A 23,844-nucleotide genomic window follows, 5' to 3' on the forward strand; every position below is an offset into this window, starting at 1 on the left:
CTAGGTAGGAGGTCTGGGTCGGCGCCGCATCGCTGCGCCCTGGCGCGCCGCGGCGCGCTGCTGCGCCCGGTCGCGAACACTGTCTGTCTTCTGTGTGCCCTCGTCGGGACTCGAGAGCCCGAGTTGACTCATGAGGTCGGCCGTCAGGTCCCGCAGGGAGGCGCCCTGCAGGATCAGCGTCACCGGCGGCTCCACCCCGAAGTCGGCCCGCGCGCCGTTGCGGATCCGCACGGCCATCAGGGAATCCAGGCCCAGCTCGGTCAGGGGCATGCCCGCGTCGACGGCCGATCGGTCGGCGTAGCCCATCACCGCGGCGATGCGCGCGCACATCCGCTCGGTCACCAGGCGCTGCGCCTCCGCGGGGTCCAGGTCCCGCAGCGCGTCGGGGCCGGCCCAGTCGCCGAGGTCGCCCGCGGTGTCCAGCTCCTCGACCACCCGGGTGAAGTAGCCGATGCCGCGGATCTCGGGGAAGGCGACCAGCGCCCGGTCGGCACGCAGCCGCGCCACGCCGGTCAGGCCGCGGTCGGCGGCCAGCAGCGTGTCGAGCGCCTCGATGCCCTCGGCCGGCGTGATGGTGTCGAGCACGCTGCCCACCAGGGCCTGGGCGACGCCCACCTCAGACCACGGTCCCCAGTTGATCGCCGCCGCGGGCAGGCCGGCGGCCCGCCGCCACGCGACCAGTGCGTCGAGCCACGCGCTGGCGCAGGCGTAAGCCCCCTGCCCGGGGGAGCCCAACAGCGAAGCGACGGAGGAGAATCCGAGCCACCAGTCCAGCTCGCAGCCGGTGCTGGCGTGGTGCATCCGCAGCGCGCCGGCGGCCTTGGGGGCCCACACCCGGTCCAGGTTCTCCTTGGTCATGGAGAACACCAGGCTGTCTTCGATGACGGCCGCGCCGTGCACGATTCCGCGCAGGTCGGTTTGCCCGGCGGCCTCGATGAGCCGGTCGGCAACCCCGGGCGCGGCCACATCGCCTGCGACGACGACGATTTCGGCGCGCGTTTCCAACTCGGTCAGCACCTTGCGCGCGTCGTCGTTGGGCTCGCTGCGGCCGTTGAGGACCACCCGGCCGGCTCCGCGGTCCACCAGCCATTTGGCGACCACCAGGCCGAGGCCGCCGAGACCACCGGTGACGATGTAGGACGCGCCCTGGCGGACCACGGGGTTGTGCTTGCCGGTGTCGAGGTTGGCGTGCGCCAGGCGTTCGACGAACCGCCGCTCACCGCGGCGCGCGATGACGTCGTCGCCGCCGGTGTCGTGCAGTTCGGCGGTCAGTGCGGCGAAGGTGTCTTGCGCCGCATCCAGATCCAGCAGTGTCGCGCGCAGGTCCGGGTGCTCGAAGGCGAGGACGCGAACGAGGCCCTTCAGGGCGGCCGTCGCCGGGGTCACCGGCTCGTCGTCGGTCACCGCGAGCCCGCCCCGGGTGACCAGCCACAGCCGCGGCGATCGACCGTGCCACGTGCCGACCACCGCGCGCACGACGGTCGCGATCGACCACACCGTGTCGCGCGCGGCCGAAAGCCCGTCGTCGAGTCCGGTCGAGGCACCGCCGACGAAGACCACCAGGCCGGCGGGGGGATGGTCCGGGTCGCCCGCCGTTTCGGCGAACGCCGCCAGCATCGCCGACTCGTTGTGCAGGTCGGCGGTGTGCACCGGACGTTGCGGTGAGCGCCACCGCTGCGCGAACTCGTCGGCCCCCGCCTTGCCCGACGCGCCCAGCGCCGGATCGGTGAGCACCAGCCAACTTCCGGGTGCGGCTTCCGGGGCCGCCGCCGAATCCGCTGCCGTGATCGGGTTCTCGACCCATTCGGCGTCGAAGACCTTCTGCGCCAGCGGCAGTGGCACCGCGCGGCGTTCGACGCGGCGCAGATAGATGCCGTCGACCTCGGCCGCGACCGAGCCGGAGTCGTCGACCAGCACGACCTTGCCCAGCTTGCCGGCGCCGCCGTCGAGGTTCGTCAGGCGGGCGCGGCACGTCAGGTGCCGGCCGATCTCGCGGTACACCCGGACGGACTCGAACGAGACTGGCAGGTAGCTGGTTTCGGTCGAACCGGCGACCTCGTCGTCGGGTATCGCGGCGCCCACGCTCTGCATGGCGCTGTCCAGCACGACGGGGTGCAGCCGGTACGCGGGATGCCGGGGAACCTCGTCGGGAACCGTGATCTCGGTTTCGGCGGAACCGTCGGGCAGCCGGGTGATGCGGGTCAGGCCCGCGAAGGCGGGGCCGTGGTGCTGTCCCGTCTGCCGCAGCAGGGCGTAGAAGTCGGCCGGCGACACGGTTTGGCCGCCGGAAGCGCGCCCGGCGTCGTCGCGGCCCGGCGCGGCCTGCTGGGTCTGCTCCGCCCGCGCGGTGGCGTGCCGGGTGAATTCGCCGGTGGCCGTGCGGGAATAGATTTCGATGTGGCTCTTGCCGTCCGCCCCGCGGATCAGCTGCGTGGTCAGCTGGGTGTGGCCGTCCAGCGGCAGCATCTGCTCGACCTCGAGCTGGTGGATCGAGACGGTTCCGCCCAGCGCCTCGGTGGCCGCCGCCAGAGCGATCTCGGCGAACCCGGCGGCCGGCATGATGGCCTGACCGAACACCTTGTGATCGGCCAGCCAGGGACTGACGTCCGTGCCGACGTCGGACTGCCAGACATGCGCTCCGGTGGGCGTTTCGATGTGCGCGCCGAGCAGCGGGTGGCCGGAGGTCAGCTGGGCGATCGCCGAGCGGTCCGCGACCCAGAACCTGCTGTGTTGCCACGGTGCGGGCGGCAGGTCCACCAGGCGGCCGACGGTGGCGTCGGACGCGCCGGCGCCGACGGTGGCGAGCTGGGCGTGGAAGAACAGGGTCTGGTCGGCGTCGCGGTTCATCGCGCCCAAAACGGTATGGGTGACCAGGTGACTGCCCTCGCCGAGCGTGTCGGTGATGGCGTGGGTGAGCACGGGGTGCGGGCTGATTTCGACGAACGTGTGGTTCGCGCCTCCCGCTTGGGCGACGGCCTGGTGGAAGCGCACCGGGTTGCGCAGGTTGGCCGACCAGTAGTCGGCGTCCATGACCGGCCGCGGGTGCTCGTCGGCGCGGGGGAGTGTGGTGCTGATGATCGGGATGCTCGGCGGCTGCGGAGTCAAATCCGCCAGCGCGCTGCGCAACTCGGGCAGTATCGGGTCGATGATCGGGTGATGCGAGGCGACGTCGACCTCGACGCGGCGCGCCAGCCGGTTCTGCGCCGCCACCGCCGCGATCACCGCGTCCACCGCCTCCGGCGGCCCCGCGATCACCGACTGGCGCGGGGAGGCGTGCACCGCCAGCGTCACGTCCGGGTAGTCGGCGAGCAGCGCCTCGGCAGTCTCGACGTCCAGCTCCAGCAGGGCCATCGCGCCCTGCCCCGACAGCCTGGCCATCAGCCGCGACCGGGTGGCGATCACCCGCAGGCCCTGCTCGGGGGTCAGCGCGCCGGCCACCACCGCGGCCGCGACCTCGCCCATCGAATGCCCGATCACGGCGTCCGGCGTTACGCCGTAGGAGCGCCACAGCTCCGTCAGCGCCAGCTGCATCCCGACCAGCACCGGCTGGATGCGGTCGATGCCCACCACCTCGTCGCCGTCGAGCAGCGTCTGCTGCAGCGAAAAGCCGGTCTGGGCAACGAAGATCGGCTCCAGCTCGGCCACCGCCTTGGCGAATGCGGGCTCGTCGGCCAGCAACTGCCGCCCCATCCCCGCCCACTGTGATCCCTGACCGGAATACACGAAGACGCGGCCGGGCGCGCTGGCGTGCTGGTCGCAACCCACCACGCCGACGCAAGGCTGTCCGGCCGCCAGCGCGCGCAGACCGGCGACCGCCTCGGCGCGGTCGCGCGCGACGACGGTGGCGAACTTGGGGTGCCGGGTGCGGTGCCGGTTCAGCGTGTGCGCGACGTCGGCGAGCGGGGTGCCCGCGCCCGGCCCGGACAGCCAGTCCGCCAGCGCCGCGGCGGCCGACGCCACCCGCGCCGCGGTCTTGCCCGACACCGTGAGGACCGAAACGGGCTGCGTCCCGACGGGTGCCGGCGCGGTCACGTCGGGGGCCTGCTCGATCACCAGGTGCGCGTTGGTCCCGCTGAGCCCGAACGACGACACGGCTCCCCGGCGCGGACCCGTGCCGGCCGGCCATGCGCCGCTCTCGGTGGGCACGAACAGCCGCGTCCCCGACGCGTCGATCGCCGGGTTCCACCGGTTGAAGTGCAGGTTGCGCGGGACGCGCCCGCGCTCGACGGCCAGCACCGTCTTGATGAATCCGGCGACGCCGGCGGCGGCCTCCAAGTGGCCGATGTTGGTCTTGACGGAGCCCAGGGCGCACGAACCTTCGCCGCGACCGTACGTCGCGGCCAGCGACTCGAACTCGATGGGGTCACCCAAAATGGTTCCGGTGCCGTGTGTTTCGACGTAGTTCACGCTGTCGGGGGTCACGTCGGCGAGCTTGAGGGCGGTGGTGATCACGTCGCGCTGCGCCAGCGCGTTCGGGGCGGTCATGCCGTTGGACCGGCCGTCCTGGTTGGTCGCCGAACCGCGGACCACGGCGAGCACCCGGTCCTGGTCGCGGACCGCGTCGGCCAGCCGCTTGAGCACCACCACGCCGCAGCCTTCGCCGCGCACGAAGCCGTCGGCGTTGGCGTCGAAGCTGTTGCAGCGCCCGGTCGGCGACAGGGCCGACCACTTGGACAGCGCGATGGCGGTGAACGGCGACAGCGTGAGCTGCACCCCGCCGGCCAGGGCCACGTCGCTCTCCCGCAGCCGCAGGCTCTGACACGCCAAGTGAATCGCCACCAGCGACGACGAGCAGGCGGTGTCCACGGCGACGGCCGGACCGCGCAGCCCCAGCAGGTAGGAGATCCGCCCCACGGCCGCGCAGTGCGGGGTTCCGGTGCTCAGGTAGGCATCGATGTCGGCCATGCGCTCGATGTTGACGATCGTGTAGTCCCACGATGACAACCCCGCCATCACGGCGGTTCGCGTGCCGCTCAACGAATCCGGCGGGATGCCCGCGTGTTCGAGGGCCTCCCAGGCGACTTCGAGCAGCATCCGGTGCTGCGGGTCCATCGCCACCGCCTCGCGCGGCGTGATGCCGAAGAAGTCGGCGTCGAACGCGTCGACGTCGGTGAGGAACCCGCCCCACTTGGTGGTCATCCGCCCCGACGCGGCCGGGTCCGGGTCGTAGTACGCGTCGGCGTCCCAGCGGTCCGGCGGCACCTCGGCGATGGTGTCCACGCCGTCGACCAGCAGTTGCCAAAAGCTTTCCGGCCCAGTGACATTCCCCGGGAAGCGGCACCCGATGCCGACCACCGCGATCGGCTCCGAGATGTCGGTCGGGAAGGCCGTGCCCGCCCGGACCAGCTCGCGGGCGAGCGCCGCCCGCGCGTTCGGCGACAGCTGCGCCGCGCGCTCCGCCAGACTTGTCATGACTCGCCCCTCGTCGCGGCTTCCAGCTCGCTGGCGTCTACCAGGTCGGACAGCAGGTCCATCTCCTCGTCCGACAGCTCGGGCTCGGAATCTTCGGCCGCCTCCTGCACGGTCGCCGGCGTCGCGTAGTCCATCCGCTCGCACAGCGCGGTCGCGAGATCACTGATCGTGGGGTATGCCCACACCAGCGCCACCGGCAGGGTGATGTCCAGGCTGGCTTCCAGCCGGTTTCGCAGTTCGAGGCCCATCAGCGAGTCGAGACCGAGCGTCTCCAGCGGCCGGTTGTGGTCGATGGGATCGCTCGAGCGCAGCACGCCGCGGATCTCGTCGGCGATCGCCGCCGCCAAGTGTCCGGGCCGTTCGGCCGGTTCGAGGGCGTCCAGCTGCGCCCGGATCTTGCCGCCGCCACGCCGAGCCCCCGCCTTCAGCGCGGCGGCGTCATGCAGCTTCGCGAACAGCGACGATCCGGCCACCGCGGGGAAGGACTGGAACCACTGCCGGGCGTCGAGGGTGAGCACGCCGGTGCGGCCCCGGTCCGCGGCCAGCACCGTCTGCATCGCGGCCAGACCGTCCTCGACGGAGATCAGGGCGACGCCGAGATCCTTGAAGAACTGCGCCCGCCCGACCTCGGCCCACGGGCCCCAGTTGATCCCGACGGCGGGCAGGCCCGCCGAACGCCGGTGCGCGACAAGGCCGTCCACCCACGAGTTCGCGGCCGCGTAGGCGCCCTGCCCCGGCGTACCGAGCAGCGCGGACGCCGAGGAGAACGTGAGCCACCAGTCGACGTCCCGCGCGGCGGTGGCCTGGTGCAGTCGCCAGCTGCCGGCGACCTTCGGCGCGAACACGCGCCGGGCGGCGGATTCCGTCATGTTCAGCACGATCTCGTCGGCCAGCACCATCGCGCTGTGCAGGACACCGGCCAGCCGGAAGCCGGCGTCGTCGACGGCCCGCACCAGCGCCTCGGCCGTGCCGGGCTCGGCGATGTCGCCGGTGACGACCTCGATGCGGTGGCCCGCCGCGTTGAGGTCGGCGATGGCGGCCGCCACGTCGGCCTCGGGTGCCGAACGTCCGTTCAGGACAATCAGTCCCGCGCCCTGTTCGGCCAGCCAGCGGGCGATCACGAAGCCGAGGCCGCCCATGCCGCCGACGATCAGGTAGCCGCCGTCGCGGCTCACCAGCGGCTGCGGCGGCGGCGCGGCGATCGCCTCGATGCTGCCGGAATCCGGTATCGAGACCACGATCTTGCCGGTGTGCTTGCCCGACGCCATCAGCCGGAACGCGTCGGCCGCGTCGTGCAGGCTGAACTCGGTGACGGGCAGCACCTCGAGCTTGCCGTCGGCGACGTGGCCCAGGATGTGTTGCAGCAGTTGGCGGTACTTCGCGGGCTGCAGCTTCAGGTTCAGGTCCAGGTCGACGACGGCGAACGACGCGCTTTTCGCCAGCGCCGCCAAGCCCAGCTTCGCGTCGGCGAAGACGTCCTTCTTGCCCAGCTCGATGAACCGCCCGCCGGGCGCCAGGATCTGCACGCCGCGCGTAATCGCCTCGCCTGCCAGCGAATTGAGTACGACGTCCACGCCGTAGCCGTCGGTGAGCTCGAGGATCTCGTCGGCGAAGTCCACGGTCCGCGAGTCGCCGACGTACTCGACGCCGAGCGCGGCCAGCGCTTCGCGCTTCACGTCCGAGCCGGCCGTCGTGTAGATGCGGGCGCCGACCATCTTCGCGATCGACAGCGCCGCCATGCCGACGCCGCCGGTGGCCGAGTGGATGAGCACGCGCTCGCCGGGGGCCAGCCGCCCGACCTCGCACAGGGAGTGCCAGGCGGTCAGGTACGCGACCCCGAACGTGGCCGCCTCGTTGTCGGGCAGCGTGTCGGGAATCGGGACGACGAGATCGGCGATCGTGCCGAGGTGGGTGCCGAATGTTCCGGGACCGAAGGCGATCACGCGCTGCCCGACCTCGACGGAATCGACGTCCTCGCCGACGGCGGTGACGTAACCGACGCACTCGCCGCCGATCACGGGCGCCGCCCCGTCGAGGCCCGGATACACGCCCATCGCCTTGAGCACGTCGCTGAAGTTGAGCCCCGCGGCGGCGACGCGGACCTCGACCTGATCGCCGCGCGGCTTGGGGCGCTTGACCTGGTGGACGTTGAGCGCGTCGAGCCGTCCGGCCTGGTCGATCTGCAGCCGGACCGCCGCGGTGCCGTCCAGCGGCAGCACCGTGCGGCGGATTTCGCCGACCAGTTCGCCCTTGGCCGTGGTGGGCGCGGGCACCAGCCGGTTGACGTAGCGCTGGCCGTCGCGGTAGGCGATCTCGTCGTGATCGGCTCCGGCGAGGAGCTCCTCGGTCAGCTCGGCCACCGGGGCGTTGCCCTCGGCCTCGATGTCCACCAGCGTGGCCTTGAGTTCCGAATGCTCGAAGGTCAGCACCCGCGCGAGCCCGCGTAGTCCCGTCTGCGCCAACGTGACTGGGTCGGCCGGGTCGAGCTGGGTGGCTCCGCGGGTGACGATCCACAGCCGCGGGCTCTTGCGGGCACCCATTCGCGTCAGCGTCTCGACCACGCTCGCGATCAGTAGGGTGCGCGACTGCACCAGGTCCAGTTGCGCCTGCTCCGAGAGTGATTCGTCGACCGACCGCGGCGGGTAGACGAGAACGATGCCGTCCCAGACGATGTCGGGGCGGGCGATGGCCGCGCGCAGTGTCGCGGCGTCCTCGGCCGCGGTGACCTCGACGTGGGCGTCGGGGTGGCCCGAGCGGTCGCGCAGCGAGGACTGCAGCGCGGGCGGCAGGTCCCCGGTGCCGATCAGCAGCAGCGCGCCTGTCCCGGCGGACTCGGGGACTGCGGCCTTCTCCAGCGGGGCGGGCTCCCACTCCAGGGCGAACAGGCGGTCGGCGAGTTCCGTTGCGCCGCCGCCAGCCCCCAGCACCGCCATCTCGACCTCGTCGATGACGAGCACCGGCCGGCCGTCCGCATCGGTCAGCACGACGTCGCCCACCAGTCGGCCGTCGGTGGCCGACAGCGAGCCGACCGCGCGGACCCCGCGGGTGACGTCGCCGTAGACGTGTACGCCCGCGTAGCGCTTCGGAACGACGAGGGTCTTGCGGGCGGTCTGCCCGTCGGACATGTCGGTCGCCATCTTGGTGGCGCCCAGCGTCTGCAGGGCGATGTCCATCATCACCGGATGCAGCAGGAAGTCGCGCGAACCCGTTCTGGCCGAAGCGGGTAGCCGCACGTCGGCGGCCGCGGCGCCGGACGCCGTGACGCCGAGGCCCACGATGCCCTGGAACGCCGGGCCGTGCTGCTGGCCGGCGCCGCGCAGACGCTGGTACAGGTCGTCGGGGTCGAGTGCTTCGCCGGTGTCGACCGCCTCCAAGGTGGGCGCGGGCGCGTCCTGGGCAGCGCGCGCGAGCGTGGCGGTGGCGTGCGTGGTCCATCCCGAAGTGCCGCTGCGGGTGCGGATTTCGACCTGGCACCGCTGCTCGTCGCCGGTGAGCGTGGTGACCAGGACGGTGCCCTCGGTGACGTGCAGCATCTGATGCAGGTCAAGCTCACTGATCAGCCACGGCTGGTCCGCGTCGAAGCTGTCGGCCGCTGCCGCCAGGGCGATTTCGGCGTATGCCGCGCCCGGCAGCACCACCAGGTCGTCGATGACGTGGTCGCCGAGCCACAGCAGATCCGGTTCCAGCTCGCTTTCCCACACGCGGGTGCCGTTGGTCGGGTCGGTGACGCCAATTCCCAACAGCGGATGGGTGTTTGCCATGTGATAGGCGGCCGAACTGGCGCTGATCCAGTGCTCGGCGTGCTGCCACGGGGTGGTGGGCAGCACCGGGTGCGGCTCGGGCGGGTGCGGGGTCTGGGGCGGGTGGCTGGTGTGTGAGGCGTTGAGGTTGGTGTGGAACGTCAGGGTGTCGTGGGCGTCGCGGAGCAGCGTGCCGATGCTCAGGAAGTTGGCGGTTTCTCCTTGTGTTTCATTGCCGCCCTTGAGAATGTCGCTGATGGAATGGGTCAGCAGCGGATGCGCGCTGACCTCGATGAACGTGTGGTAGGGGCCGCCCAGAGCGCTGTGAGCGTGCGTGATGGCCTGGTGGAAGCGCACGGGGTTGCGCATGTTGACGGCCCAGTGTTCGGCGTCGAAGCGCGGCGTGCCGGTCAGGTCGGCGTAGGTGGTGGAGATGATCGGGATGGTCGGCGGCTGCGGCGTGAGATCGGCCAGTTCCGCACGCATGGCCGGTTGCAGCGCGTCCATCGCCGGGTTGTGCGGGGCCACCTCGATGTTGACCCGGCTGGCGAAACCGCCCTCCTGGCGCACCCGGTCGACGAGTTCGTCGATCGTTGCGGTCGGCCCGGAGATCACGGATTGCCGTGGGGAGGCATAGATCCCGAGGGTCACCTGCGGGTAGTCGGCGATCAGCGCCTCGGTGGCCTCGGCATCGAGTTCCAGCAACGCCATCGTGCCCTGCCCGGACAGCGGCGCCATCAGCCGCGACCGGGTCGCGGTCACGCGGAAGCCCTGGGCGGGGGTCAGCGCTCCGGCCACGACGGCGGCGGCGACCTCGCCCATCGAGTGACCGATCACCGCGTCGGGAACCACGCCGTAGGAGCGCCACAGCGCGGTCAGCGCCAACTGGATCCCGATGATGCCCAGCTGGATCTGCTCGATGCCGACCAGCTCCTTGCCACCGGCGATCACGTCGTGCAGCGAAAACCCGGCCTGGGCAATGAAATCGGATTCCAGCTCGGAGACGGCCGCGGCGAACGCAGGTTCGTCGGCCAGCAGTTGGCGGCCCATGCCGACCCACTGCGATCCTCGTCCCGAGTAGACGAACACGGTGCCCGGCCCGACGGAAGCCTCCCGGGGGGGCACCACGCCGGGCGCGGCCTCACCCGACGCGAGCGCGCGCAACCCGGCCACCGCCTGGGCCCGGTCGACGGCGGCCACCGTGCCGAACTTCGTCTGCCGGGGCCGATGATGGTTGACGGTGTGCGCGACGTCCGCCAGCGCCACGTCGGCTCCCGCGCCCTCCATCCAGTCCGCGAGCACCCCGGCCGTCGCGGCCACCCGCTGCGCCGACTTGCCGGACACCACCAGCGTCGACAGGGCGGGCGCCGGACTGGGTTGGGGGACCACGGATTCGGGCGCCTGCTCCAGCACCACGTGCGCGTTGGTCCCGCTGACGCCGAACGAGCTGACGCCGGCGCGGCGCGGGCGGCCGGTCGTTGGCCACTGCGCGCCGTCGGCGGCGATGTTCAGCCGGGTGGCGGCCTCGCTGGCGTGCCCCGTCAGCCGGGTGAAGTTGAGGTGCCGGGGAATGTAGCCGTTGCGGATGGCCAGCACGGCCTTCATGAACCCGGCGACACCCGCCGCCGCTTCCAGGTGGCCGACGTTGGTCTTCACCGACCCGATCACCAGCGGCTCAGAACTCTCCCGGTCACCGAAAACCTTGCTCAGCGAGTCGAGTTCGATCGGGTCGCCCAGCGGGGTTCCGGTGCCGTGGGCCTCGATGTAGTCGATGTCGGCGGGCCGCAGCTTCGACGACGCCAACGCGGTGCGCAGCAGCGCCTGCTGGGCAGGCCCGTTGGGCACCGTGACGCCGCTGCTGGCGCCGTCCTGGTTGACCGCGGTACCGCGCACCACGGCCAGCACCCGGTTGCCGTCGCGGAGCGCGTCGTCGAGGCGCTTGAGCACCACCACCCCGGCGCCCTCGCCGCGGACGTAGCCGTCGGCGGACACGTCGAAGGTCTTGCACTGACCCTCGGGCGACAGCATTCCCCACCGCGAGCAGGCGATGCTCGGCCCCGGGCTGAGCAGCAGGTTGGTCCCGCCGACCAGCGCCATGTCGGTCTCGCGCACCCGCAGGCTCTGGCAGGCCAGGTGTATCGCCACCAACGACGACGAGCAGGCGGTGTCCATCACCACCGCGGGCCCGCGGGCGCCGAGGATGTAGGCGAGGCGCCCGGCGGCGAAGTTCGCCGAATTCCCGGTGGGGATGTAGGCGTCGAGGTCTTCGGGCCGCAGTCGGCCGGCCAGGGTGAGCATGTAGTCGTAGGCGGTGACGCCGACGAACACGCCGGTCTGCGTCCCGCGAATGGTGTGCGGCGCGACGCCCGCGTTTTCCAGCGCCTCCCAGGCGACTTCGATCAACAGCCGCTGTTGCGGGTCCATCGCCGCGGCCTCACGCGGCGAGATCGAAAAGAACTCCGCGTCGAACTCGGCCGGCTGCCAGCCGGTCAGAAAGCCGCCGTCGCGGCTGCAGATGGTGCCGGGGACGGTGTGGTCCTCGGTGTAGAAGGCGTCGGCGTCCCACCGGTCGGCGGGGACCCGCACGATGCCGTTTCGCCCGTCGCGCAACATCTCCCAGAACTGCTCCGGGTTGTCGACACCGCCCGGGAATCGGCAGCCCATGCCGACCACCGCGATCGGTTCGCTGCTGGCTTTCTCGGCGATTTCCAAGCGCGCCGTCAGATCGTCGATCTTGCGCAGCGCCTCGGTGATGATCGCCCGGCGATCGGGTGTCGCGCCGGTCATTGTGTTCCTTTGAGTCTGTCCGAAAGTTGTTCCAACAACTCGGCTTCGGTGAAGTCGTCGTAGTCGTCGTCCGCGACCGCCGGCTCCTCGGCCACCGCCGCCACCTCTGCCGAGGCGGTCTCGATGAGCTCGGGCAGGACGGTGGCAAGGTAGTCGGTGAGGCTGTAAACGGTCGGGTAGTCAAACACTACGGACGCCGGCAGGAACTCGCCCAGGCTTTCGGATAATCTCCGCTGCAGCGTCACGCTCATCAGGGAGTCCATGCCGAGCTGGAAGAAGCCGGCCGACGGGTCGAGCGTCTCGTTGGCGGGCATTCCCATCACCGCCGCGGCCAGGGCGCCGACGTGGTCGAACAGCGTCTGGTGGCGGCGTTCCGGCTGCGCGTTGCGCAGGGCTTTGCGAAATTCGCTCTCCGGCAACGCGATGTCTTCGGGCGCCGGCAGCAGGTCGTCCACGATGCGCAGCGTCCCGCGGGTGCGGTACGCGGCGGCCAGCAGCGGCCAATCCGCGGCCACCACAACCGACTGCACACCGGCGCTCGGGCTCATGGCCAGCGGCAGCGCCCCGATGGCCACCCCGTCATCCATGGGCTGCAGCCCCGAGTCGGCACTGACCTGACCCGCATCCTGCTGCGCGTCGGCCAGCGATTTCCACAGCCCCCACGCGACGACCGTCGCGGGCAGGCCCACCAGACGCCGCGCGTAGCCCAGGGTGTCGATGAAGGCGCTGGTCGCGGTGTAGTGCCCCAGCCACCGCGAGCCGATCAGGCCCGAGATCGAGGAGAACGAAACGAAGTGCTTGACAGGCTGTTTCAGCGACAGCCGATGCAACAGCCGGGCGGCGTCCAGCTTCGGCCGGAACATCGCGGCGACGTCGTCGTCGGTCATGTCGGACAGCAACACCGGCTGGCCGCCGAAGGCCGCCAGGTAGATGCCCTCCAGCGTCGCCAGGTCCGCCCCGAACCGGTCGAACAGCGCGGTCATCGCGGCGGGGTCGGTCGCGTCGGCTGCGACCTGGACCAGGCTGGTGCCCGTCGCGGCGAGGGTTTCGGCCAACTCCGCCAACCGGGCGCCGGGATTGCGGGACACCGCGACGATCGTCTTGGCCCCCATGTCCGCGAGCTGGCGGATCAGATGCGGTCCGATGTTGCCGGTGGCCCCGATGACGAGCTGGCTGGTGTCCGCGCCCAGGGTCGTCGGCGGCAGCGGGGACATCGCCCGCCGCTGCAGCCGTGGGGCGCGGCGCACCCCCGCGCGGTAGACCACCTGGTCCTCGCCGTCGCTCGTGGCGGCTTCGTCCAGCACGCACCGCGCTGCCAGTTCGGCGGGCACCGATTCGTCGAGATCGATGACCCGGTCCCAGATTTCGGGATGCTCCAGCGCGAGTGTGCGGCCCAGGCCCCACAGCACCGCGTGGGCGGGATTGGCGCGCTCGCCGACCGCGACGGGCTGCGCGTTGCGGGTCAGGACCGTGAGCTTGGCGGTACCGCCCGCCGCGATCATCGCTCCGGCCAGTCGGCGCGCCGCGTGGAACAGGCGGTAGGCCGACTCGACGTCGACGGTCTCGGCGGTGACGGGCGGCGCGTAGAGCACCCGATCGACGCCCGCGAGCAGCTCATGCAACCCGGGCGTCTCGACGTCGTCGAGGGCCGACGGCGCCAGGAACTCCACGCGCGACCCGGGGTCGGCGACGAGGGTCAGTTCGTCGGACAGGGCCGGGTCGGCCACGACGAGCCATGACGCGGCGGTCGCGACGGGGGTCTCACCGGGTTCGCTGGAGAGCGGGCGGGCCGGCCAGTCCAGCTGGTAGCTCCACCCGTCCACGACACTGCCGTCGCTCGGACTCGGCGCATTACCGTTGCGGCCGAGGGTTTCCGGCGCCGCCGCGCGGGCCGGCGTGGTGCTGAGCCAGTGCCGGGTGTGCTGCCAGGGCGTGGGGGGCACGGCCGGGTGCGGCTCGGGCGGGTGCGGGGTTTGCGGTGGTTGCGTGCTGTCGACGGAATAGAGGCTGGTGCGGAACGTGACGGTGTCGTCGGTGTCGCGCTGCAGCGTCCCGAGATTGCGGTAGCGGCGTTGCGGGTGCGCGCTTTCGACGGTGTCGGCGATGGCCTGCGTCAGCAGCGGGTGCCCGCTGACCTCGATGAACGTGTGGTGCTGCGCCGCCGCGGATTCGATGGCCTGCTGGAAGCGCACCGGGTTGCGCATGTTGGTGGCCCAGTGCTCGGCGTCGAACACCACCCGGGTGTCCAGATCCGCGTAGGTGGTGGAGATGATCGGGATGGTCGGTGGCCGCGGCGACAGATCGGCCAGCTCCGCACGCATAGCCGGCTGTAGCGCGTCCATGGCCGGATTGTGCGGGGCCACCTCGATATTGACCCGGCCGGCGAATTTGTTCTGTGCGCGGACCGCGTCGATCAGGGCGTCGATCTGGTCCGTCGGACCGGCGATGACGGTTTGGCGCGGTGAGTTGTAGATGCCGAGCGTCACCTGCGGGTGGGCGGCGATCAGCGCCTCGGTGGCCGCGGCGTCGAGCCCCAGTAGCGCCATGCCGCCCTGACCGGACAGCGGCGCCATCAGCCGGGAGCGGGTCGCGGTCACCCGCAGCCCCTCGGCCGGCGTGAGCGCCCCGGCCACCACGGCGGCGGCCACCTCGCCCATCGAATGTCCGATGACCAGGTCCGGCTGCACCCCGTAGGAGCGCCACAGCTGCGTCAGGGTCAGCTGCATGCCGATCAGGCCCAGCTGGATCTGCTCGATGCCGACCAGTTCCTTGCCGCCCGCCAGCACGTCGTGCAGCGAGAAGCCGGCCTGCTCGACGAACACCGGTTCCAGTTCGGCCACCGCCGCGGCGAACGCTGGTTCGTCGGCCAGCAGCCGGCGGCCCATTCCGGCCCACTGCGAACCACGCCCGGAGTACACGAATACCGTTCCCGGGCCGGGCTTTCCGTCCTGGCCGTGCACCACGCCGGGAGCGTGCTGGCCGGCGGCCAGGGCGCGCAACCCGGCCACCGCGTCGGCGCGGTCGCGAGCGACGACGGCGCCGAACTTGGCGTGCCGCGCGCGGTGATGGTTGACGGTGTGCGCGACATCGGCCAGGGGCACCGCGGCGCCCGGACCTTCCAGCCAGTCGGCCAGGTTCTCCGCCGTCGCGGCGACCCGCTGCGCCGACTTGCCGGTCAACACGAGGGTGGAAACGTCGGTGCCGCCCGCGTACGGGGGCGCCGACTCCGGCCCCTGCTCGATGATGACGTGCGCGTTGGTCCCGCCCAGTCCGAACGACGAGATGGCCGCGCGCCGCGGACCGTCCTGCGTGGGCCACCCGGAGTTCTCGGTGGGCACGAAGAACCGCGTCGCCGACGCGTCGATCGACGGATTCCACTGCGAGAAATGCAGATTCGGCGGGATGTGGCCGTGCTGCACGGCCAGCGTCGCCTTGATGAAACCTGCGATGCCGGCCGCCGCCTCGAGGTGGCCGACATTGGTCTTGACGGCCCCGAGCGCGCATGCGCCCTCGCCCTGGCCTTTTCGAAGCCCGTAGGTGGACGCCAGCGCCTCGAACTCGATGGGGTCGCCCAGGATCGTGCCGGTGCCGTGTGATTCGACGTAGTTCACGCTTTCGGGCGCCACATCGCCGGAGCGCAGCGCGTCGGCGATCACGTCGATCTGGGCGGCCGTGTTCGGCGCGGTGACGCCATTGGACCGACCATCCTGGTTGACCGCCGAACCACGCACCACCGCGAGCACGTTGTCGCCGTCGCGGACCGCGTCGGTCAACCGCTTGAGCACCACCACCCCGGCGCCCTCGCCGCGGACGAACCCGTCCGCCGCCGCGTCGAACGTGGCGCACCGGCCCTCCGGGGAAAGCAAACCCCAAGCGGAGATGGCGATTTGGGTCTCGGGCCGCAGCGTGATGCTGACGCCGCCCGCCAGGGCCAGGTCGGTCTCGCGCAGCCGCAGACTCTGGCAGGCCAGGTGCACGGCCACCAGCGATGACGAGCAGGCGGTGTCCACCGCCACGGACGGGCCCCGCAATCCCAGCAGGTAGGAGATGCGGCCGACGGTGATGCTGTGGGCGTTTCCGGTTCCGCTGTACGCGTCCACGTTCTCCGGGCTGGTGGCCAGCATCGACTGGTACTCGTTGAAGTAGACCCCGGCCATCACCGCGGTCCGGCTGCCGCTCAGCGAGTCCGGCGGGATTCCGGCGTTTTCCAGGGCCTCCCACGCCACCTCGAGCAGCATCCGCTGCTGCGGGTCCATCGCGGCGGCCTCGCGCGGCGTGATCCCGAAGAACTCGGCGTCGAAGCCCGCGACGTCGGGGACGAAACCGCCCCACTTCGTCGTCATCCGGCCCGGTGTCAGCGGGTCCGGGTCATAGAATGCGTCCGCGTCCCAGCGGTCCTCCGGCACCCGGGAAATCGCGTTGCGGCCCTGCACCAACAGGTCCCAGAAGCTGTCCGGACCCACGACGTCGCCCGGAAACCGGCACCCGATCCCGACCACGGCCACCGGCTCCGCGACCGCGATACGTGAGATCTTGGTGAACTCCTCCGCCAGCGTGGCGCGCTGCTGCGCGGACATGCCGGAAATCCGGCTGAAGGCAGTTCGCATTACGACCTTTCGCCGTCTGCCGCCGATTCGATGCGGTCAAACAGGCTGTCCAATACGCTGCCCGCCGACGCGGAGAGCGCGGCCATCTCGTCTTCTTCCGAGTCATCCTGCGGCGCCACAACTTTGGCCAGGTACTTGGCCAGCAGCGCGACGGTCGGATGGTTGAAGAGCATGGTGGCGGACAGCTCGATGCCGACGAATTGTTCGGCCTCACGCCGAATCGCCATGGCCATCAGCGAATTGAGGCCCAGCTCGGCGAACGGCCGGTCGGTGTGCAGCTCCGCCTCGGGCAACCGGAGTTCGGAGGCGATGATGCGCCGCAACCCGGATTCCAGCTCGGCGCGGGCGTCCGCCCCCGACATCGCCGACCAGTTCTTAGCCGGCACCAGCGGCGCCTGGATCGCGCCCGGCCCGTCGGCGTCCGACGACGACTGGTGTATCCCGGGCACCACGACGGCCTGCGCGACGTCGAACGTGTCGATGTACTCCCACGCGGTGAAGGCCTCCGCCGGCGTGATGTCGCGCGAACCCATCCGCCGCAGTTCCTCCGCGACGATCTGGTTTCCGGCGGCGAACCCGAGTCCGCGCCAGGCCACCCAGTCCACGCTCAGCGTGTGGCAGCCGCGCTGCCGGCGCGCCCGGGCGAGCGCGTCCAGGTAGGCGTTGGCCGCGGCGTACGCGCCCTGGCCGGGTACGCCGAATATCCCTGCGGCCGAGGCGGTCAGGTAGAGGAAGTCCACGCTGCCGGCCGGGAACGCCTCGTCCAGCACCTGGCAACCGCTGATCTTCGGCCACATGACCTCGCGCACCGGACCGTCTGTCATCTGGGTCACCAGTTGGTCGTTGGTGACGCCAGCCGCGTGGATGATGCCGCGGATCGGGGGCGCCCCGTCGCGGTCGCGGCGGTCCAACAGCGCCTGCACGTCCGCGCGGGACCCGATGTCGACGGCGGCCGCCTCGACGGCGACGCCGCGCGCCTCGAGGGCGCGGATCGCGTCGATCTTCTGACGCAGCCCGGACTCGAGGGTGGCCGTTTCCCACTCCCGCCGGGGTGGCAACGGCGTGCGGCCGGTCAGCACCAGCCGGCGAGCGCCGCGGTCGGCGAGCCACTCGGCCATCAGCAGGCCCAGCGCACCCATGCCGCCCGTGATGAGGTAGGCGGCATCGGCCTTGCATCGCAATGGCTTACGGTCCGGCTGTCCGGTCAGGGGTGCCACCGTCGGGGCCATCAGCACGCCGTCGCGCAGCAGCAGCACCGACTTGCTGGGCGTGGACAGTGCGCCCGCCAGCGCCTCGACGTCGAGCTCGGCGATGTCGCCGCCGGCGGCGAGGTCGACCAGCCCGCCCCACAATTCGGGATGCTCGGCGGCGATGACGCCCGCGAGGCCCCACAGGAAACTCTGTCGGATCGCGGCGGGATCGGCCGCCTCGTGCACGCCGCGGGTCAGGATCCACAGCGCGGCGGGGCTGCCGGGGGCGCGTTCCGCCAACGCCTTTACCAGCCCCGTGATCTCGGCTGAAACCCGGACCGCGTAGTCGGTGTCGGTCTCGTCGGTGCCCGTCGGGTCCGCCACGTAGAGCACGTATCGGGCGTCGGACACGGCGGCGCGCCGGAGGCCGACGGCCTCGAGGCCGGTCCGCAGCGTTTCGGCGCCGCCAGTGCCGCCAAGCACGACGGCAGGCCCGGTGGCGCGGGGCTGCCCCTCCGCGTCCGGCCGCGGCTGCCAGTCCAGCACGTGGGCGAATCGCCTTGCGTCGGCGGCTGATTCGGCCGGACCGTCGAGTTCCAGCGCCCGGTAGCGCAGCGAGCGCATCGAGAAGCAGGCTCGCCCGGTGTGGGCCGACGCGGTGACGTCGACGACGATGTCGTCACCGTCGCGGGCGGCGGTGTGGATAGACACCGATCCGCGCGGTTCAGTGACGGTGTCGTCGACGGCGCCCGACCACGCGAGGTCGATACTGGCGGGCACGTACAGGCGGGAGTCGGTGGCGGCCGCCAGCGGCGCGATGTGGATCGCGGCGTCCAGCAGTGGCGCGGCCGACGCCTCGGGCAGGGCGACGGCGGCGACCATGGCCGCCGGCTTCTCCGTCCAGGAATCGACCGACCACTCGAACGGGCGGCCGTCGACGCCGCGCAGCGCGAGCAGCGAGTCGATCGCCGGGATCGCATTGTGCTGGCCCCGGAGTCCTGGGCCGGAGCCCTGGCGCTCGGCGCCGGTGGCCGCGGATAGCTGCGCGGTGACGTGGCGGATCCACCGCTCGGCGGATCCGTCCGCCGAACGCGACGCCAGGGTGATCGATTCGTCCTGGGCCACCACCTGCACGAGCCGCGGCAGGTCGGCGAACACAGGTTGTTCGAATCGGATTCCGGAAACCGCGGAGTAGCCCAATTCCGCTGCCGCACAAAGCAGGGTGTGCAGCACGACGGAGGCCGGGACCACCTCGACGCCGTGGAATCGATGCCGGCCGGGGTACGGCTTGGCCTCGGGCGCCAGCCGCGCCTGCCACAGGTGGGTCGGCGGACTCGACGACACCATGGTGTGCTGACCGAGCAGAGTGCCCGGCTGCGGCGCCGATCCCGCGGCGTTGCCCTGCCGACGCGGCGTGAACCAGTGCCGGGCGTGCTGCCACGGCGTGGTCGGGATGACCGGGTGCGGCTCCGGCGGGTGCGGCGTGTGCGGCGGGTGGGTGGCGTGCGCGGCGTTCAGGTTGGTGTGGAACGCGATCGTGTCGTCGGCGTCGCGCTGCAGCGAACCGATGCTGGTGTAGCGGGTTCCGTGCTGGGCGGACAGCAGGGTGTCGGTGACCGCCTGGGTCAGCAGCGGATGCGCGCTGATCTCGATGAAGGTGTGGTGATCGGCCCCAGCTGCCGTGATTGCCTGCTGGAAATGCACCGGGTTGCGCATGTTGGTGGCCCAGTGCTCGGCGTCGAACGTCGGGCGCGAGTTCAGGTCCGCGTACGTGGTGGAGATGATCGGGATCGCGGGCGTCCGCGGGGCGAGATCGGCCAGCTCCGCACGCATCGCAGGCTGCAGCGCGTCCATCGCCGGATTGTGCGGGGCCACTTCGATGTTCACCCGACTGGCGAACCGGTCCTGCGCGCGCACCAGCGCGATCAACTCGTCGATCTGCTCGGTGGGCCCGGAGATCACGGTTTGGCGCGGCGAGTTGTAGATGCCGAGCGTCACCTGCGGGTAGTCGGCGATCAGGGCCTCGGTCGCGGCCGCGTCAAGCTCCAGCAGCGCCATGCCGCCCTGCCCGGACAGCGGCGCCATCAGCCGCGAGCGGGTCGCGGTCACCCGCAGCCCCTCGGCCGGCGTCAGGGCGCCGGCCACGACCGCGGCGGCCACCTCGCCCATCGAGTGGCCGATGACCAGGTCGGGTTGCACGCCGTAGGAGCGCCACAGCTCGGTCAGCGCCAGCTGCATGCCGATCAGGCCCAGCTGGATCTGCTCGATGCCGACCAGTTCCTTGCCACCGGCCAGGACGTCGCGCAGCGAGAAGCCGGCCTGCTCGACGAAGACCGGTTCCAGTCCCTCGACCGCGGCGGCGAAAGCCGGCTCGTCGGAAAGCAATTGGCGGCCCATGCCGGCCCACTGGGAACCGCGTCCCGAGTAGACGAACACGGTGCCGGGCCCGGGCGGGTTGTCCTGCGGGCCGACCACGCCCGGCGCGGACTGGCCGTCGGCCAGCGCGCGCAATCCGGCCACCGCCTGGGCGCGGTCACGCGCGACGACGGTGCCGAACTTGGCCTGCCGCGACCGGTGGTGGTTCACGGTGTGGGCGACGTCGGCCAGGGGGATCTCGGCGCCGGCGCCTTCCATCCAGTCGGCCAGGACCGCGGCCGTCGCGGCCACCCGCTGCGGGGTCTTGCCGGCGACGACGAGCGTCGACACCGCCGGATCCGACGCCTGCGGCGACGCCGGGGCGGCGTACATCTCCTGGCCCTGTTCGAGCACCACGTGCGCGTTGGTCCCGCCGAACCCGAACGACGACACGCCCGCGCGCCGCGGATGCCCCGTGTCGGGCCATTCGGTCTGGTCGGCGACGACCTTCATCCGCAGGTTGTCGAAGGGAATGTGGGGATTCGGGCTGACGAAGCGCTGATTCGGCGGGATCGTGCCACGCTGCACGGCCAGCACCGTCTTGATGAAGCCGGCGATGCCGGCCGCGGCCTCGGTGTGGCCGAGGTTGGTCTTGATCGCGCCCAGCAGCAGGGGAGAATCCTCGGAGCGCCCGCGACCCAGTACCGTGCCCAGGGCCCGCGCCTCGATCGGGTCGCCCAAAAGCGTTCCGGTGCCGTGGGCTTCGACGTAGTCGACCTCGTGCGGCTGCATGCCCGCGTTCTCGTAGGCCGCGCGCAGCACGGCCATCTGGGCCGCCGGGTTGGGCGCCATCAGGCCGTTGGAGCGGCCGTCCTGGTTGACCGCCGAGCCGCAGATCACGGCCAGCACTCGGTCGCCGTCACGCTGCGCGTCGGTCAACCGCTTGAGCACCACGACGCCGGCGCCCTCACCGCGCACGAAGCCGTCGGCGGCCGCGTCGAACGCGCGGCAGCGGCCCGTGGGTGACAGCGCGCCGACCTGGTCGAAACCGCGAAACACCGCCGGGGTCAACAACAGATTCACGCCGGCCGCGATCGCCAGGTGGGAGTCCTGGGTGCGCAGGCTCTGGCATGCGAGGTGGATCGCCACCAACGACGACGAGCAGGCGGTGTCGACCGCGACGGACGGGCCGCGCAGGTCGAGGAAGTACGACAGCCGGTTGGCGATGATGCTCATGGCGCCACCGGTATTGCTCCAGCCGTCGATCTGCGGCAGGTCGTTGGAGGCGATGGCGCCGTACTCGCTCAGGCACGAGCCGGCGAACACCCCGGTCTGCGAACGGCGCAGCGAGTTCGGCGCAATTCCCGCGTGCTCCAACGCTTCCCAGGCCACCTCCAGCAGCAAACGCTGCTGGGGGTCCATCTTGTCGGCCTCGCTGGGGGAGATCTCGAAGAACTCCGCGTCGAAGGACTCGATGTCGGGCAGGAACGAGCCCCACCGGGTGGTGCGCGCCAACAGCGCCTTGACCTCGGGGGAGCCGTCGTCGAACAGCTTCCACCGCTCCTCGGGGACCTTGCCGATCGAGGAGCCGCGGTCACACAGGAACTGCCACAACGCATCCGGCCCCGTGACGCCGCCGGGGAAGCGGCAGCCCATGCCGATGACGGCGATCGGCTCCTCGAGCGAACTGCGGCCCGGGCGCGCGAGCCTGGTGTCCGATTCCGGGTCCGGCTCCGGCGCGGTCAGGTAGGCGGCCAGCGCGTTGATCGTCGGGTGCTCCCAGAAGTCGATCGGGGACACGGACTTGCCCAGCAGCTCGGTCAGCTCGCCGGACAGCACCACCGCGTCGCGCGAGCTCACGCCCAGGTCGGCCAGCGAGAGGTTGGGGTCGACCTCGTCGGGCGTGCAGCCGATGTTGGTGACCAGGTAGTCGACCAGCCAGTGGCGCAGGTCGGCCTCGTCGCCGATGCCCGAGGTCATACCGTCACGTCCAGCCGCGTGAATCCGTCGCCCCGGTAGCGTTCGACGCAGGCCGATCGTCGGATCTTGCCGCTGGTGGTGATCGGAATCGACCCGGGTGACACGAGCACCAGGTCGGCCACGCGCAGGCTGTGTGACCTGGAGATCGCGGAAGTCACTTCACGGCGCACCGAGCGGAGCTTGTGCTTGGCCTCTTCGCTCGAGGCCCCGTGCCGCTTCAGTTCGATGATCGCCACGAGCTGCTCGGTGATGTCGTCCGGCACGGAGATCGCCGCGACACGGCCACCGGTGATCTCCTGGATCGTCGCCTCGATGTCGTCGGGGTAGTGGTTGCGGCCGTCGACGATGAGGATGTCCTTGATGCGGCCCAGGATGAACAGTTCGTCGTCGGCGATGACGCCCAGGTCACCGGTGCGCAGCCACGGCCCCTCCGGGGTGCCGGGGGCGGGGTCGGCGATCTGCGCGTTGAACGTCCGGGCGGTCTGCTCGTTCTTGCGCCAGTACCCCAGGGCGACGTGGTCGCCGCGCACCCAGATCTCGCCGACCGTGCCCGCCGGGTTCTCGATCCTGGTCTCGGGGTCCACGATCCGCACCGCCTCTGGGTCGGGGGTGCCGTAGCTGATGAGCTCGGTGCCGACCGTTCCCTCGGTGCCGCACGGCCGAGCCTGGCCCGCGGACAGGTGCTCGTAGTCGAAGCGGACCGTCTTGGGCGCGTCGTCGGGGTCGGGAGCCGCCACGTACAGCGTGGCCTCCGCCAGGCCGTACGACGGGCGGATGGCGGTGGGGGTGAGCCCGAAGCGGGCGAAACGCTCGGTGAAGCGCTTCACGGTCGCGACGTGAATTCGCTCGCTGCCGCTGACGATCGTCACGTCACCGAGGTCGAGGCCCTTCATGTCCTCGTCGGACGTCCGGCGCACGGCCAGCTCGAACGCGAAATTCGGCGCGGCCGAGAAGCACGATCCGCCAGTCCCGGCCATCAGTTGCATCCAGCAGGCCGGGCGCCGCAAAAAGGACATCGGGCTGGTCAAAATGGCGCTGCGCTCGGCGACCATTGGCGCGCAAATTCCAAGAATCAGCCCCATGTCGTGGAATAGCGGAAGCCACGACACCACAGTCCCGGAATTCGGCACATTGGCGACGTCACCGAAATAGGCGTACAGGCTTTGCGTCACATTGGAGACGACATTCTTGTGCGACACGATGACGCCGGCCGGCGTGCGCGTCGATCCCGACGTGTACTGCAGATACGCCGCCCCGCCGCTGTGCCGGGGCAGCACCGGCGACAGCTCCCGCGGCGAGTAGAAGTCGAGCAGGTCGACCTCGATGACCGACGCGACGCCGTGGCCGTTGTGCGCGGTGGCGTACTTCGCGACCTCGCCGACGACGGCCGAGGTGGTCAGGATGGCGACGGGCTTGGCGTCCTGCAGCACGGCCGAAACGCGGTCGTCGTGAATACCGTATTGCGGCGTAGACAGGGGAACGGCGATAAACCCGGCCTGCAGCGCGCCGAGGAAAGAAACGACATATTCCAGCCCCTGGGGCGCCAGAATTGCCACCCTATCGCCGGGCTTGCCGCACAATTTGAGTTCTTCGGCGATTATGGATGCGCGATGGTGGACCTGAGACCATGTTAGGCTGTCGGCAATACCTTTAGAGTCCAATGCGTAATCGATATACGTATACGCAGCGGTGTCAGCCTGTTCTTGCGCCCGCTGTTGCAGCAAAGCGGGTACGGAAAGATCGGTCGTCAGCATCGCACTACACTCCCATTCG

The 23,844-nt window shown here is 71.0% G+C and carries 5 protein-coding genes; all 5 read right to left on the reverse strand.

Annotated elements, in window-relative coordinates; all coding sequences use genetic code 11:
- From AC5Y5V_RS23205 to fadD26, 5 genes are read right to left on the reverse strand one after another with little or no spacing between them, the layout of a single operon-like run.
- Positions 1–5,412 carry a type I polyketide synthase gene (locus AC5Y5V_RS23205; RefSeq protein WP_499940267.1) on the reverse strand — a complete coding sequence of 1,804 codons (5,412 nt, stop codon included), beginning with the start codon at positions 5,410–5,412 and terminating at the stop codon, positions 1–3.
- A complete protein-coding gene (locus tag AC5Y5V_RS23210; RefSeq protein ID WP_499940268.1) occupies positions 5,409–11,939 on the reverse strand; it encodes a type I polyketide synthase in 6,531 nt (2,176 codons plus the stop codon). Before AC5Y5V_RS23210 ends, AC5Y5V_RS23205 begins: the two co-directional genes overlap by 4 nt.
- Positions 11,936–16,546 carry a type I polyketide synthase gene (locus AC5Y5V_RS23215; protein ID WP_499940269.1) on the reverse strand — a complete coding sequence of 1,537 codons (4,611 nt, stop codon included), beginning with the start codon at positions 16,544–16,546 and terminating at the stop codon, positions 11,936–11,938. The genes AC5Y5V_RS23210 and AC5Y5V_RS23215 overlap by 4 nt, the downstream gene beginning before the upstream one ends.
- Positions 16,546–22,071, reverse strand: a complete 5,526-nt coding sequence (locus AC5Y5V_RS23220) for a type I polyketide synthase (protein ID WP_499940270.1) — start codon at positions 22,069–22,071, stop codon at positions 16,546–16,548. Before AC5Y5V_RS23220 ends, AC5Y5V_RS23215 begins: the two co-directional genes overlap by 1 nt.
- Positions 22,068–23,825, reverse strand: a complete 1,758-nt coding sequence (fadD26, locus tag AC5Y5V_RS23225) for a long-chain-fatty-acid--AMP ligase FAAL26/FadD26 (protein ID WP_499940284.1) — start codon at positions 23,823–23,825, stop codon at positions 22,068–22,070. The genes AC5Y5V_RS23220 and fadD26 overlap by 4 nt, the downstream gene beginning before the upstream one ends.
- Between the last annotated feature and the right edge of the window lie 19 nt (positions 23,826–23,844).

The sequence above is a fragment of the Mycobacterium sp. NGS68 genome, from assembly GCF_059812195.1.